Genomic DNA, 13,852 nt, shown 5'->3' with positions numbered 1-13,852 from the left:
ATTCCTCCCGACCCTGACCGGCCCCCCTCCCCCCGTATACGGGGGTACAGGGCGGGGCTCCTGCGGTTTCTAGCTGAAAGGCGCCAGCTCCCCTGAAATTACGCAAAATCTTAACACAGCTTTAGGGGTTGGCCCCCCATCCCAAGGAGAAGCCTGTGAAGAGGGTGTGAAGGGCTTGGCTATCATAGCTGTAGACGGCCAGAGGCGGGATGACCTGTGCAAATTCGCTTTGCTGTGATCAGCGATCCCCACATCACTGTTCCTTCCACCCTTTGGGATCATCCCAACCGGTTTCATTTGGTGGAGGTGAGCATCCCGGCTCTGGAGCAGGTTTTGCAACACCTGGTGCAGTTGCCCTTGGATTTTTTGCTGCTGCCGGGGGATCTGACCCAGCATGGAGAGCCAGAAAACCACGCCTGGTTGGCGGAGCGTCTGGCCCGTTTACCTTTCCCAGCTTTTGTGGTGCCCGGCAATCACGATGTGCCCCAGCTTGAGGCATTGCCAGAGTTTCCCCGCTACTACCAAGCTTTTGGCTATGAGGACGGGCGGTCTTTGGATTACAGCCGCCTGTTGCAGCCAGGGATCCGTTTGATCGGCCTCAATTCCAACCACTTTGATGCTCAGGGCCAGTTGGTGGGGTGTCTAACTTCGGAACAACTGACCTGGCTGGAAAAGGAATTGGCAGCAGCCGAAGAGGAGCTGGTGCTGCTGATGGTGCACCACAACGTGGTCGAGCATCTGCGCGGGCAGTCCCTCCACCCCTGGGGCCGTCGCTACATGCTGGAGAATGCCTCTCAATTGCGGCGGCTGCTGCAAGCTTACGGGGTGCAACTGGTGTTCACCGGACATTTGCACATTCAGCACATCGCCCGGCGAGGGGGGGTTTACGACATTACCACCGGCTCTTTGGTCAGTTTTCCCCATCCCTACCGCCTTGTCGAGATCCGACTGGATCACGAGACCGGGATCCACGTCCACATCCAAAGCTACCGGGTGGGATCCCTGCCCGATTGGCCCGATTTGCAGGCGTTCTCGCGGGAGTGGATGGGTCAGCGCAGCGAACCGGTGGTGGTTAAGTTTTTAACCTCTGCGCCGCTGCATTTGCCCCTGGAGCAGGCCCAAGCCTTGGCCCCACAATTGCGCCACTTTTGGGCAGGGGTAGCTGCCGGGGATCCAGACCTCGCTTTTCCAGACTTCCCACAGCCGGCAGGTCGATTCCTGGAGCGATTTAGCCGTTGTTTTCGCTGCCCACCCGATAATCAGGCGCAGCTCCATTTGCTGCCTCGGGGTTTTTCTATTTCTTAGGAACCAGGGCAAAGAATGGCCTTTGCAGGATTTGGCAGTTGGCGAAGCGATACCGTTTGTTCTTTCGGAAACATTCCTAGGGTTGGGATCCCTCAATGTGGGAGTAGGGTTCCAGGTGGATGGTGACTCGCACCGGCCCGTAGCGCTCCTGCAGCAGTTGCTCCACCGCTTCGGTGATGCGGTGGGCCGACTCCACGTCCAGCGGCTCCACCACCATATGCATTTCGATAAAGATCATCTGGCCTGGGATGCCGCGGGAGGTGATATCGTGGCAGTCGAGGACGCCGGGCAGGCTGAGAACCAGCTCCCGCAAGGTCTCAGGCGGAATGGCTACCCGGTCGGTGAGGAAAGGGAGATTCTCTTGTAACACTTCCCAGCCGCTCCAGAACACCAGCAGCCCCACCGGCACCGCCAGCACCTGATCCAGCCAGGGGATCCCCCAGTAGTGGATCCCGGCCAGTCCCAGCAGCACCGTCAGGGTTACCCAAACATCGCTGAGGGTATGGCGGGCATCGGCCAAGAGCAGCGAGCTGGACAAAGCCTTGCCCCAGGAACGTTCATAGAAGGCCACGAAGAGGTTGATCCCCAGTACCCCCACCATTAGGGTTAGGGTCAGTCCATCGACCTGCAGCGGCGGCTGGGGCTTAAAAAACCGTCCCACTGCTGCGCTGAGGATCTCAAAGCTGGCCATCCCCAGAAAAGCGGCGATCCCCATGGCACCGATGGCCTCAAACTTGCTGTGGCCGTAGGGGTGCTCCTCATCCGGCTCTGGCGAGGAAAAGCGGGCCGCCAGCAGGGCAAGAATGTTGCTGGCGCTATCGGCGGAGCTGTGCAGGGCATCGGCCACCAAGCTCAGGGATCCCGTCGCTAGGCCCAGCCCCAGCTTGACCAAAAACACCAAAAGATTGAGCCCCAGGGTAACATAGAGCACCCTCTGTACCTGGTGCTGACGGCGAGCGGCTATGGCAGCAGAATCGGGGAAACTCACCGCTCAAAGGCTCAGAAGAAAACCGGTTCTGCTTTATTTTGCCACCGGCTTGGGTTCAAGGCTGTCTTTCCTCCCCTTGAGGATAGGGGATCCCGGTCGGCGGGGTATTTTAGAACCAAGCATCGACGCGAGGGGGAAGCGGGCTATGGACGTGGCGGTTGTGGGAGCTGGCTATGTGGGGTTGGTAACCGGCGCCTGTCTGGCTCACCTGGGCCATAGCGTTATCTGTGTAGACAACAACCCCGTCAAAATCGAAAACTTGCAGCGGGGCCACCTGCCCATCTACGAGCCTGGGCTGGAAGAGCTGGTGCGGGGAGGCACCGAGGCCGGCCGGCTGCACTTTACCACCGACCTGGGCCTGGCGGTGAAAGCCAGCGAGGTGATTTTTATTGCCGTGGGCACCCCAGCTTTGCCCAGCGGCGAGCCGGATCTGCGCTACGTGGAGGCCGTGGCGCGGGAGATCGGCCAGCACCTGGACGACCGCTACCGGGTTATTGTCAACAAGTCTACCGTCCCCATTGGTTCCGGCGACTGGGTGCGTATGCTCATCCTCGACGGCGCCGCCGAGGCTGTCCAGCAACGTCTAAGCAGCCAACAGATGGCCCTGGCTGGAGGGGATCCCACCCCCTCCTCCCTGGCCACCCTGGACAAGTCTCCCTGTGTGCCGCCCTTCGACGTGGTCAGCAACCCCGAGTTTTTGCGAGAGGGCAGCGCCATCCAGGATACCTTCTACCCGGATCGCATCGTGATTGGCTCCAACAGCCCCCGCGCCATCGAGATCCTGCGGCAGCTTTACGAGCCCATCCTCAGCCGCCAACAGGGCTTGGGCGGGGATCCCGTGCCCTTGCTGGTCACCGACCTGGCCTCCGCCGAGATGATCAAATATGCCGCCAACGCCTTCTTGGCCACCAAGATTAGCTTCATCAACGAGATTGCCAACATCTGCGAGCGCACCGGCGCCGACATCACCCAAGTGGCCGAAGGGATCGGCCTCGATAAGCGCATTGGCCGCGCCTTCCTCAACGCCGGTATAGGCTGGGGAGGGAGCTGCTTCCCCAAGGATCTGTCAGCTCTCATTCAAACAGCTGCTGACTACGGCTATGAGGCCAAGCTGTTGCGGGCTACTGTCGAGGTCAACCGCGAGCAGCGGCAGCGCCTGGTGGAAAAGCTGCAGCAGGCCCTCAAGGTGCTCAAGGGCAAGACCATTGGCCTTTTGGGCCTCACCTTTAAGCCCCACACCGATGACCTGCGGGATGCGCCCTCTCTGACGTTGATCGAGCAGCTCCACCGCCTGGGAGCCAAGGTGAAGGCGTATGATCCCATTGTCTCGGCTTCGGGGATGCGGGAGGGCCTGGCCCATGTGGTGGTGGAAACGGATGTATTCCGCCTGGCCCAGGATTGCGATGCCCTGGTGCTGGTGACGGAGTGGCCGGAGTTTTTGTCGCTGGATTACCGGCGCCTTGCCGAGCTGATGCGGCGGCCTTTGCTGATTGATGGCCGCAATTGCTTAGATCGGCAGGCCGTTCAACAGGCGGGCATCACCTTAATTGGAGTGGGCTGGTGAAGATTCTGGTAACGGGTGGTCTGGGATTTATTGGCTCCCATCTGGTCAGCCGCCTTCTGCAGGAGGGCCACGCAGTTATCTGCCTCGACAACGGCTACACGGGGCGGGAGGAGAACGTGCAGGCCCACCGCGACAACCCCGCCTTTACCTTGCTGTGGCACGATGTGGCCGAGCCGCTGCCGCCGGAGCTGGAAAAAGCTGGGATCGAGCAAATCTACCACCTGGCCTGCCCCGCCTCGCCGCCCCACTACCAGGCGGATCCCATCCGCACCATCCGCACCAGTGTCTGGGGCACCTACCACCTGCTGGAGCTGGCTCAAAAAACCGGGGCCCGCTTCCTCCTGGCTTCCACCTCGGAGGTGTACGGGGATCCCCAGGTGCACCCCCAGCCAGAGGACTACTGGGGCCATGTCAACCCCATCGGCCCGCGGGCCTGCTACGACGAGTCCAAGCGCCTGGCCGAAACCCTAACTTTTGATTGGCAGCGGCAACACCAGACGGAGGTCCGCGTGGCCCGCATCTTCAACACCTATGGCCCGGCCATGCGGGAAGACGATGGCCGCGTGGTCAGCAACTTCATCGTCCAGGCCCTGCGCGGGGATCCCCTCACCGTCTATGGAGATGGATCCCAGACCCGCAGCTTCTGCTACATCGCTGACCTCATCGAGGGCTTGGTGCGCCTAATGAACAGCGCCCACCCCGGCCCCTTAAACCTGGGCAACCCGCAGGAGTTCACCATCCTAGAGTTGGCCCAGCAGGTCTTGGCCCTCACTGGCAGCTCTTCTCCCATTGTCCACCGCCCCCTGCCAACCGACGATCCCAAGCAGCGCCGGCCCGACATCAGCAAAGCCCGCGCCCTGCTGGGCTGGGAGCCGCAGATCCCTTTGTCCGTCGGCTTGGAGCTAACCATCCCCTACTTCCGCCGCCGCCTGGGGCTGGCGTAGGAGAATGCCCCCTGGAGTTCCCAGGCCACTGGCCACTTCTAGAGGTGAGTAGAGGGCCTCAAGGTTGTTACATACTACGATACAAATACGGAGAAGGGATGTTAGCCTAAGCAGGGGATCCCTAGGGCCATGGACACTTCTCCTCTCTCTCTGGAAGAACCGACCACCCTCGTGCCCTTAGAAAGCTGCGGGCTGGAAGCAGAGAGGGAACCGGTGGGCGCTTTTTTGACGGTGCTCCAGGGATCCGACAGGGGCAGGACTTTCCGCCTAGGGGAGACAGTAGTAGTGGGGCGCAGCCCCCAAGCCGACGTTCAGCTTTCTGACTACACCATCTCTCGGCAGCACTGCCAGCTGGGGAAGGAAGGGGAAAGCTATCTCCTCACGGATCTAGGCAGCCTCAACGGCACCTATGTCAACGGGGAACGGGTAACTTGCCGGGTTCTGGCGGATAGGGATCGCATCCAGGTGGGCAATAGCCTCCTACAGTTTGCCTACTATGACCGGCTGGAGGAGGCTTTCTTTTCCCAGATGGCCGCCGCTGCCCTCTACGACCCACTCACCAGCCTCCACAACCGTCGTTTTTTCCTAGAACACCTCGAGCGGGAAATCCCCTTTGCCCTGCGCCATCGCCTTCCCCTCCACTTGCTCTACCTGGATCTAGACAACTTCAAGCTCATCAACGATCGCTGGGGGCACTTGGCCGGGGATCAAGCCCTGATCCAGGTGGCCCAACAACTGCAGGCTCAAGTTCGCGGCGAGGACTTGCTGGCCCGCCTAGGGGGCGATGAATTTGCCCTCTTGGTGCGCGGGATCCCGGACTCTCAGATCCTGCAGTTGGCCAGGCGCCTACAGCAGGCCATCGAATCCCTTCCCCTGCAGGGGGGAATTCACCTCACCTGTAGCATTGGTGTCGCCTCTTTGCTCCGGCTTCCAGCAGAAACCTCTGCACCCAGCTTCCTAGAGGCAGCCGACCAGGCCCTCTACCAGGCCAAAACGCAGGGGGGCAACCGGGAGGTGTTGCTGTAGGGTTCAGGATCCCTCCACCAAGCTGGCATAGGCCTCGGCGCTCATCGTGTCGTCGAGATCCTCCGGGTTGGTCATGCGCACCTTGATCAGCCAGCCATCCCCGTAGGGATCGTCGGCAATGCTCTCCGGGCTGTCCACCACTGCTTTGTTCACCGCCACCACTTCCCCCGAAACAGGGGCATAGAGATCCTCCACGGCCTTAACGGATTCCACCGAACCAAAGCTCTCGCCCTTTTCAATCTCTGTTCCTTCCTCCGGCAGGCCGACGAAAACGATGTCGCCAAGCTGATCGACGGCATAAGCCGTGATCCCAATCACCGCAAGGTCATCCTCAACGCGGATGTACTCGTGGGTGTCCACATAGCGCAGATGGGGTGGATACTCCAGGGCCATGCCGTTTCCCCCGCTAGAATTCAGTGGATTATTCTAGGGTGAACCCCTGAAGCTGGTAAAGCTCTCCCAAGGGGATCCCCTAGGCTTGACACCTAACTAGAGGAACTCCATCAGCAGCCGATTCACGGTTTGCGGCGCCTCCTGCTGTGCCCAGTGGCCGCACTCGGGGATGTATTCTTTGCGAATGCCGTTGGGGAAAAAGGGATCCATTCCCTCGGTCAGCTCGCGGCTGAGGGCAAAGTCTTCCTCTCCCCAAATGAGTAGGGTGGGGGCGAGGATCTGCCGCAGAGGCTGTAAAAACAGGTTCTGCAGAGTGGGCAGGCTAAACAAGTGGCGGTAGTAGTTAAGGGCAGAGGTGAGCACCTTGGGTTTGGCGAGAGCCTCTTGGTAGATCTTCAGGTCATGTCGGGTGAAGGCACTCTTGCGCACCGAGGTTTCTTGGAAGATGCGCTGCACCCAATCGCCCAAGTTCCACTGGAGCACCCACTCCGGCAGCCAAGGCAACTGAAAAAAGAACAGGTACCAACTGCGGCGCATCTGATCTAGGTTGGTCAAGAACTCCCGCCGAAAGCAAGCCGGGTGAGGGGAATTGAGAACGGCCAGCTTGCGGATCTCGTCGGGGAAAAATTGCGCCCAGTGCCAGGCAATGGCTCCTCCCCAGTCGTGGGCCACCACTACCGCCCTCTTAGCCCCAAAGTGATCCAGGAGGCCGCGGACGTCCGCCGTGAGGGTATCTAGGTCGTAGCCGTGATCCGGCTTATCAGAGTCATTGTAGCCGCGTAGATCGGGGGCCACGACGCGAAACCGCTGCGCCAACACTGGGATCTGGTGCCGCCAGGAATACCAAAACTCCGGGAAACCATGCAACAAGATCGCCAGCTCCCCTTCCCCCTGGGTGACGTAGTGCAGTTGAATACCATTGGTCAGGGCATAGCCGTGCTGCCAGCTCCCCATCTTAGCGGCTACTTCAGAGGGAAGGCGTCGGATCCCTGCTTCTGTCATGTCGTCTGCTCTCAGGCCGAACCCATGATTTGGTATCCACCCATACTAACCTTTGTCGCTCTCTTGCTAGCGGGGAGTTTTCCGGAGGCGTCTGCAAAAGGCATCCTGGGAGAGAAGCGGCGGCTGCAAAGGTCGGATGAAAACTAACACAACATCCCCCCAGAAGATCGCCATTCTAGGGGCGGGAGCCTGGGGAAGTACGCTGGCTCTACTGGCCCAGGCCCAGGGGCACCGAGTGCAGCTTTGGGATCGGCGCAAGGATCTGGATCTCAAAGAGGTGCTCCAGGGATCCCAAATCCTTATCTCGGCAGTCTCCATGGCGGGGGTGCGCCCTGTGGTGGAAGCGGTGCGCCAGGTGGGGATCCCTCCCCAAGCGATTGTGGTCTCGGCCACCAAAGGGCTGGATCCGCTGCAGCTTCTGACCCCTGCCCAAATTTGGGGGGCCACTTTCCCAGAGCAGCCTCTGGTGGTGCTTTCGGGGCCCAACCTTGCGGCGGAAATCCGTCAGGGCTTGCCGGCAGCGGCGGTGGTGGCCAGCCGGCAGTCCTGGGCAGCTATGCAGGTACAGCATGCCCTGGCTTCGGAACGCTTTCGCCTCTACACCAGCAGCGATCCCTTGGGGGTGGAGCTGGGGGGCATCCTGAAAAATGTTATCGCCATCGCCGTGGGGGTGTGCGATGCACTGCAACTGGGCACCAATGCTCGGGCTGCCCTGGTCACCCGCGGCCTGGCAGAGATGATCCGGGTGGGATCCCACTTGGGGGCGCGGCCTGAGACCTTCAACGGCCTCTCAGGGCTAGGGGATCTGCTGGCCACCTGTCACAGTCCTTTGAGCCGCAACTACCGCGTAGGCTACGGCTTGGGTCAAGGCAGGCCTTTGTCCCAGGTTCTGGCCGAAATCGAGGGCACTGCCGAAGGGGTTTACACCGCCCCCGTCGTGGTCAAGATTGCCGCCCAGCATAACATCCGGGTGCCTATCACCCAGGAGGTGCATCTGTTGTTGCAAGGACAGACCACCCCCCCTGCTGCCCTAGCCAGGCTGATGGAGCGACAACTCACCTCGGAATAAGACCCTCACCCCCCGCTCCTCTCCCTGAGGGAGAGGGGGGGCTAGACGTAGGTAGAGAAACGTTTCATTGCTATTTGAAGCTATTTGAAATGACCATAGCCGCAAATCCGCGGATGAGGAAAGGGGTTCTGCAGCGCATCAGGATTTTTGCAGAGGGTTGGGGTACCAGAATGAGCTATTTGGCGGAGTTTTTTTCCTCAGAGTTTTTCTATGCTGCCTCCATAGCTTCCCTGTTCGTTCCCGCATCAACTCGGCTCTCGATTGTTCCGGGAAGCCGACAGCCAGCCCCAGGAGTTGGGGGGTCTCTTGTTTGCTTGTTTGCGAAGCCACATGTCCAAACGCATCTTGGTGATTGAAGACGAACCCGCTATCCGCACCTATTTGCAGAAGGTGTTGCAACGAGCTGGGTACGACACTGTTGCGGCCAGCGACGGAGAGGAAGGATTACAGATGGTGCGCGCCCTCCTGCCGGATTTGGTGTTGTGCGATGTGGTCATGCCCAAGCTAAACGGCTACGGGGTGCTCGATGCCGTGAGATGGGATCAGTTCACTGCCCACATCCCCTTTGTCTTTCTCTCCTCGAAAACCAGCCGAGAAGACATGGAAGAAGGGCTGCGGCTCGGCTCTAATGCCTATCTAACCAAGCCCATCGACCAAAACCACCTGTTGAAAGCAATCGCTGCCCAACTGCTCTAAACTTTTAGCCATTTACCCCTGGGATAAGACTTCCAGGGAACCGAGAAAAGTTTTCCGGATCCCTGCCGGCTGTAGCTAGGGGATCAACGCCTGTTGTCGCTGCCGCTGTTGCCGCTCCAGGGCCTCGAACAGGGCTTGAAAATTGGCTTCGCCAAAGCCCGCGGCTCCGCCCACTCGCTGGATCACTTCGAAGAAAAAGGTGGGCCGGCCAAATAGAGGTTGGGTAAATGTTTGCAGCAGAAGGGGACGATCCTGGCCATCAGAGGCGGGCAGGGTGGCATCCAGAAGGATCTGCTGCTCCACCAGGTCTTGCCAGGAGATGGCCTGTCCAAGGGCGGAACGGAGCGCCAACCCCAACTCCCTTTCCAGGCTGGTGTAGTACTGCGGCGGCACCTGCAAAAAGTCCACTCCCCCCTGCCGCAACCGCCGCAGGCTGGCAACGATATCCGGGCTGTGCAGCGCCGCGTGCTGAATGCCCGGGCCACCATGGGCATCCAAAAACTCCTGAATCTGAGAAGCGGCGCAGGTGGGTTCGTTGATGGCCCATTGGATCCCGGCTTCTGGATCCCCTACCACCACGCTTTCCAGGCCAGAGGTGTCGGTGTGGATGCTGTAACGGTACAGATGCCGCCAGCCCAGCACCTGGCCATACCAGTCGGCTGCCGCCTGCAGGGATCCCTGCTCCACGTTCAACACCACGTGATCCCAATGGGAGAACAGGCCTGCTTCCGCAGGGGTGACGTTGGAGGGGCCGGGGACGAGAGAATGCCGGATCCCGTAGGGGGTGTGGAGGCAGAGCGCCGCTGCTGCCGGGATCCATTCCACTGGGGCGCCTCGCCCCCGCAACAGCTCCGCCAAGGCCGGTAGCTCCTGCTCCCCCACCGCCAAAGCCACATCCACCACCCCCGGCGAATGCTGCTGCAAATAGCGATCCACCTCGTCCCCCGCCCGTGCCGGCTGAGACAGGCGCACGCGCAGGGATCCCTGCCGCAGATCCAGGGTGTTGCCGGCCTCGCTTTCCAGTCGGAAGCCCCAAACCCGACAAAAGTGTTCCCGCCAACGGGGCAGATCCCAAAGGTAGAAGTGCAGGTGATGGATCCCTTGGACAATTCGAATGGACTGGTTCATAGAAAGCGCACGGCTAACGCGAACGCCAGGTGTTCTGGTGTTTTCCCGGCAACAGGTAACCGGGGCCGCCCTAACCCAGCATAGGCTGGCCCTTTGGCAAGGGAAAAGGTCAAAACCCTTTCCAGCAAACCCTTAAGACAACATTAAAAACACGCTTAAAAATGCGCCCACAAAAACATCTTCGCAGGGCAAAGGACTAAAATTGAAGTGGGCGAGGTGTATGGCCAACATCCAAAAAAAGAAACAGCAGAGTTGCTAAAAGCTCTCCCTCAAGTCAGTCACCAGGCCCTCTCTTTTGCAAAGATTGTTGTAGCTTTTGGCAGTTGCTGGGGCGCCGCCTTGCCCTATTGTCAGCCTATTGGCGGAGTTGTCAGGCGTCATAGTTGGGAGGATTGTTATGATAGCGAGCGCGCAGCGTTCTGTAGCTTTGTCTACAGAATCGAAGGCCGAAAAAAATACAGAACGCAAAGTATCTGATCAAGCAGTTGCGAGAGATTTTCTGCCGGGACGGTGGCAGCGCTGCATCGATGTCCGAGATTTTATTCAGCGCAATTACACTCCCTACACCGGGGATGAAAGCTTTTTGGCGCCGGCCACCGAGCGCACCCAACGGCTGTGGGCCAAGGTTAAGGATTTGATGGCGCTGGAGCGGGAGCGGGGGGTTTTGGATGCCGACACCGACCTTCCTTCCAGCATCACCAGCCACCCGCCGGGCTATATCGACCGGGAGCTGGAGCAAATTGTAGGTCTGCAGACAGACAAGCCCCTGAAGCGGGCCATCCTGCCCTTTGGCGGCATCCGCCTGGTAGAGACGGCCCTCAAGGCCTACGGCTACGAGCTGGATCCAAAGGTTAAGGAGATCTTTACCAAATACCGCAAGACCCACAATGACGGGGTCTTCGACGCCTACACGGAGGAGATGCGCCGCTGCCGCCGCTCTGGCATCATCACCGGCTTGCCGGACGCCTATGGGCGGGGCCGCATCATCGGTGATTACCGGCGGGTACCTCTCTACGGGGTGGATCGGCTGATTGAAGACAAGGAGGCGCAAAAAGCCAGCCTCGACCTGGACACGATGGATGAAGAGACCATCCGCCTGCGGGAGGAGCTCTCAGAGCAGATCAAAGCCCTGCACGAGCTCAAGGAAATGGGGGCCAGCTACGGCTTTGACCTGGGCCGTCCGGCAGCCAACGCCCGCGAAGCCATCCAGTGGCTGTACCTAGCCTACCTGGCAGCGGTCAAAGAGCAAAACGGCGCCGCCATGTCCCTGGGGCGGGTCTCCACGTTCCTAGACATCTACATCGAGCGGGATCTGCAGGCCGGGATCCTCACCGAAGAAGAGGCCCAGGAGCTCATCGACCACTTTGTCATGAAGCTGCGCATGGTCAGGTTTTTGCGCACGCCGGAGTACAACGAGCTCTTCAGCGGCGATCCCACCTGGGTAACTGAGTGCATTGGCGGCATGGGGCTGGATGGGCGACCTCTGGTCACCAAGACCAGCTTCCGCATGCTGCACACCCTCTACAACCTGGGGCCGGCGCCGGAGCCCAACCTAACGGTGCTCTGGTCGGAGCGGCTGCCGGAAGCCTTCAAGCGCTACTGCGCCAAGGTCTCCATCGAAACCAGCTCCATCCAGTACGAAAACGACGACCTGATGCGCCCCTACTGGGGGGATGACTACGGCATCGCCTGCTGCGTATCGGCCATGCGCATTGGCAAGCAGATGCAGTTTTTTGGGGCGCGGGTAAACCTGGCCAAGTGCCTACTCTATGCCATCAATGGCGGTCGGGATGAGATCTCCGGTGAGCAGGTGGCCCCGGCCTATGCCCCCATCACCTCTGAGGTGTTGGAGTACGACGAGGTGTGGCCGCGCCTGGTGCAGATGATGGCCTGGCTGGCCAAGACCTACGTCAACACCATGAACATCATCCACTACATGCACGACAAGTACTGCTACGAGCGCCTGGAGATGGCCCTGCACGACCGCGACATCGTGCGCACGATGGCCTTTGGCCTGGCTGGCCTATCGGTGGTGGCGGATTCCCTCTCGGCCATCCAGTACGCGCGGGTGCGCGCAATCCGGGACGAGCGCGGCCTGGTGGTGGACTACGCGGTGGAGGGCGACTTCCCCAAATATGGCAACAACGACGACCGGGTTGACCAGATTGCGGTGCAATTGGTGCAGACCTTCATGGCGGAGCTGCGCAAGCACAAAACCTACCGCAACGCTATCCCCACCCAGTCCATTCTCACCATCACCTCCAACGTGGTCTACGGAAAGAAAACCGGCAACACCCCCGATGGGCGGCGGGCTGGCGAGCCCTTTGCGCCGGGGGCCAACCCCATGCATGGCCGCGACACCAAGGGAGCGGTGGCGTCGCTGGCCTCCGTGGCCAAGCTGCCCTACGACGACGCGCTGGATGGCATCTCCAACACCTTCTCCATCGTGCCGGCGGCCCTGGGTCGCACGGCCGAGGAGCGGGTTGCCAACCTGGTGGGGCTGCTGGACGGCTACATGCGGGATGGCGGCTTTCACCTCAACGTGAATGTCCTCAACCGCGAGACCTTGCTGCAGGCCATGGAGCACCCAGAGCTCTACCCGCAGCTCACCATCCGGGTTTCCGGCTACGCGGTGAACTTCATCAAGCTTACCCGCGAGCAGCAACTGGATGTGATTAACCGCACCTTCCATCAACACTTCTAAACGAGGGGGCGGGGGATCCCGGAAGGCTGCCCCTAGCCGGGTGAAGGATCCCCCCTCCCCAAGCAAGGAGGTTCAATGAACTATAGCGTTGGGGATTTGGTTAGAGACTACGCGGCGGGACGGCGAGATTTCCAGGAGATCGAGCTGCCCCAGGCCGACCTACAAGGGATCCACCTAGCCGGTGCCGACCTGCGCTATGCCGATTTCAGCGGCGCCAACCTGGCAGGCGCCAACCTGCGGGGGTGCGATCTCAGCTTTGCCGATTTGAGCGGCGCCAACCTATCCAAAGCCGACCTGCGGGGATGTCTGCTTTTTGGCAGCAATTTCCGCGGTGCCCTCTTGGAGGGGGCTTTGCTGGATCACGCCGATTGCGATGCCTATACCCATTTCCCGGCGGGCTTTGATCCCAAAGCCCATCGCCTGCACAACCTCTCGGCGGAGGTCTCCCAGTAGGAGATCTTTCCATTGGTTTTCAACCGTTAAGAAAAACACAGTCTGGGTAAAGTCCAAACCGTGATGTGCACAACATGGCCAGCAATTGGGAAGAAAACCTCAAGATTAATTGATATTTTGCAAAAGCCATTGAGGATAGAAGTATGGATACCCCGCTCAAGCCCTTGACGCCGATAACCGGCCGCATTCACTCGGTCGAGACCTGTGGCACGGTGGATGGGCCAGGGATCCGCTTTGTCATCTTCCTACAGGGCTGTCCTCTGCGCTGTCTGTACTGCCACAATCCCGACTGTCGGGATCCCAATGCCGGCCAGGTGGTGACGGTGGACTCCCTCATGGCGGAGATCCAGCGCTGCCGCAATTACTACCTCAAGGGTGGGGGAGTCACGGCCAGCGGGGGGGAACCGTTAATGCAACCCAACTTTGTGGCCGAGATTTTCCGCCGCTGCCACGAGCTGGACTTGCACACGGCGCTGGACACTTCCGGCTATGCGCCCTTGGGAGTGGCCAAGCCGGTTTTGGCCCATACGGATTTGGTGTTGCTCGATATCAAGTCCTATCTGCCGGAGCTCTATCGCAA

General features: G+C 60.2%; 13 protein-coding genes. 9 read left to right on the top strand and 4 right to left on the bottom strand.

Annotated features, from left to right (window positions below; genetic code table 11):
- The first annotated feature begins 216 nt into the window (after positions 1-216).
- Positions 217-1,305, top strand: coding sequence for a metallophosphoesterase family protein (locus NW841_RS08670; RefSeq protein ID WP_414386106.1), 1,089 nt, complete (start codon positions 217-219; stop codon positions 1,303-1,305).
- A gap of 76 nt (positions 1,306-1,381) precedes the next feature.
- Here the strand turns inward: NW841_RS08670 and NW841_RS08665 are convergent, their stop codons facing one another.
- A complete protein-coding gene (locus NW841_RS08665; RefSeq protein ID WP_414386105.1) occupies positions 1,382-2,293 on the bottom strand; it encodes a cation diffusion facilitator family transporter in 912 nt (303 codons plus the stop codon).
- Between the two features lie 145 nt (positions 2,294-2,438).
- Here NW841_RS08665 and NW841_RS08660 point away from each other — a divergent pair, with 145 nt between their 5' ends.
- From NW841_RS08660 to NW841_RS08650, 3 genes are all read left to right on the top strand, one after another.
- Entirely contained in the window at positions 2,439-3,857 is a 1,419-nt protein-coding gene (locus tag NW841_RS08660) for a UDP-glucose dehydrogenase family protein (protein ID WP_414386104.1), read from the top strand.
- Positions 3,854-4,801, top strand: coding sequence for a UDP-glucuronic acid decarboxylase family protein (locus NW841_RS08655; RefSeq protein WP_414372273.1), 948 nt, complete (start codon positions 3,854-3,856; stop codon positions 4,799-4,801). Before NW841_RS08660 ends, NW841_RS08655 begins: the two co-directional genes overlap by 4 nt.
- A gap of 129 nt (positions 4,802-4,930) precedes the next feature.
- A complete protein-coding gene (locus NW841_RS08650; protein ID WP_414386103.1) occupies positions 4,931-5,827 on the top strand; it encodes a diguanylate cyclase in 897 nt (298 codons plus the stop codon).
- Between the two features lie 3 nt (positions 5,828-5,830).
- Here the strand turns inward: NW841_RS08650 and gcvH are convergent, their stop codons facing one another.
- Both gcvH and NW841_RS08640 read right to left on the bottom strand, forming a co-directional pair.
- Positions 5,831-6,220: a glycine cleavage system protein GcvH gene (gene gcvH, locus NW841_RS08645; protein WP_414363951.1), complete on the bottom strand. Its 390-nt coding sequence runs from the start codon at positions 6,218-6,220 to the stop codon at positions 5,831-5,833.
- Between the two features lie 96 nt (positions 6,221-6,316).
- Positions 6,317-7,222, bottom strand: coding sequence for an alpha/beta fold hydrolase (locus NW841_RS08640; protein ID WP_414363950.1), 906 nt, complete (start codon positions 7,220-7,222; stop codon positions 6,317-6,319).
- A 136-nt stretch (positions 7,223-7,358) separates the two neighbouring features.
- Here NW841_RS08640 and NW841_RS08635 point away from each other — a divergent pair, with 136 nt between their 5' ends.
- On the top strand, positions 7,359-8,291 hold the full coding sequence (locus NW841_RS08635; RefSeq protein WP_414386102.1) for an NAD(P)H-dependent glycerol-3-phosphate dehydrogenase: 933 nt from the start codon (positions 7,359-7,361) through the stop codon (positions 8,289-8,291).
- A gap of 330 nt (positions 8,292-8,621) precedes the next feature.
- Positions 8,622-8,987: a response regulator gene (locus NW841_RS08630; RefSeq protein WP_414363948.1), complete on the top strand. Its 366-nt coding sequence runs from the start codon at positions 8,622-8,624 to the stop codon at positions 8,985-8,987.
- Between the two features lie 75 nt (positions 8,988-9,062).
- Here the strand turns inward: NW841_RS08630 and NW841_RS08625 are convergent, their stop codons facing one another.
- Complete coding sequence (locus NW841_RS08625) at positions 9,063-10,115, bottom strand: VOC family protein (protein ID WP_414386101.1); 1,053 nt, start codon at positions 10,113-10,115, stop codon at positions 9,063-9,065.
- Between the two features lie 397 nt (positions 10,116-10,512).
- On the opposite strand from NW841_RS08625, the gene pflB reads away from it, so the two are divergent.
- The 3 genes from pflB to NW841_RS08610 form a co-directional block, all read left to right on the top strand.
- On the top strand, positions 10,513-12,819 hold the full coding sequence (gene pflB / locus NW841_RS08620; protein ID WP_414386100.1) for a formate C-acetyltransferase: 2,307 nt from the start codon (positions 10,513-10,515) through the stop codon (positions 12,817-12,819).
- 75 nt (positions 12,820-12,894) lie between these two features.
- Positions 12,895-13,272 carry a pentapeptide repeat-containing protein gene (locus NW841_RS08615; RefSeq protein ID WP_414386099.1) on the top strand — a complete coding sequence of 126 codons (378 nt, stop codon included), beginning with the start codon at positions 12,895-12,897 and terminating at the stop codon, positions 13,270-13,272.
- A gap of 143 nt (positions 13,273-13,415) precedes the next feature.
- Positions 13,416-13,852: 4Fe-4S cluster-binding domain-containing protein (locus NW841_RS08610; protein ID WP_414386098.1), on the top strand; the 437-nt coding region annotated here is incomplete at its 3' end.

This window comes from Synechococcus sp. H60.3 (assembly GCF_047462295.1).
Classification (GTDB): domain Bacteria; phylum Cyanobacteriota; class Cyanobacteriia; order Thermostichales; family Thermostichaceae; genus Thermostichus.
This window is presented reverse-complemented; position numbering and strand designations above follow the sequence as displayed.

What these genes read in the sequence shown, in the direction of transcription:
- NW841_RS08625 (WP_414386101.1), bottom strand. Translation starts at nt 10,115, where the DNA reads ATGAACCAGTCCATTCGAATTGTCCAAGGGATCCATCACCTGCACTTC.
- pflB (WP_414386100.1), top strand. Translation starts at nt 10,513, where the DNA reads ATGATAGCGAGCGCGCAGCGTTCTGTAGCTTTGTCTACAGAATCGAAG.
- NW841_RS08630 (WP_414363948.1), top strand. Translation starts at nt 8,622, where the DNA reads ATGTCCAAACGCATCTTGGTGATTGAAGACGAACCCGCTATCCGCACC.
- NW841_RS08640 (WP_414363950.1), bottom strand. Translation starts at nt 7,222, where the DNA reads ATGACAGAAGCAGGGATCCGACGCCTTCCCTCTGAAGTAGCCGCTAAG.
- gcvH (WP_414363951.1), bottom strand. Translation starts at nt 6,220, where the DNA reads ATGGCCCTGGAGTATCCACCCCATCTGCGCTATGTGGACACCCACGAG.
- NW841_RS08615 (WP_414386099.1), top strand. Translation starts at nt 12,895, where the DNA reads ATGAACTATAGCGTTGGGGATTTGGTTAGAGACTACGCGGCGGGACGG.
- NW841_RS08660 (WP_414386104.1), top strand. Translation starts at nt 2,439, where the DNA reads ATGGACGTGGCGGTTGTGGGAGCTGGCTATGTGGGGTTGGTAACCGGC.
- NW841_RS08635 (WP_414386102.1), top strand. Translation starts at nt 7,359, where the DNA reads ATGAAAACTAACACAACATCCCCCCAGAAGATCGCCATTCTAGGGGCG.
- NW841_RS08650 (WP_414386103.1), top strand. Translation starts at nt 4,931, where the DNA reads ATGGACACTTCTCCTCTCTCTCTGGAAGAACCGACCACCCTCGTGCCC.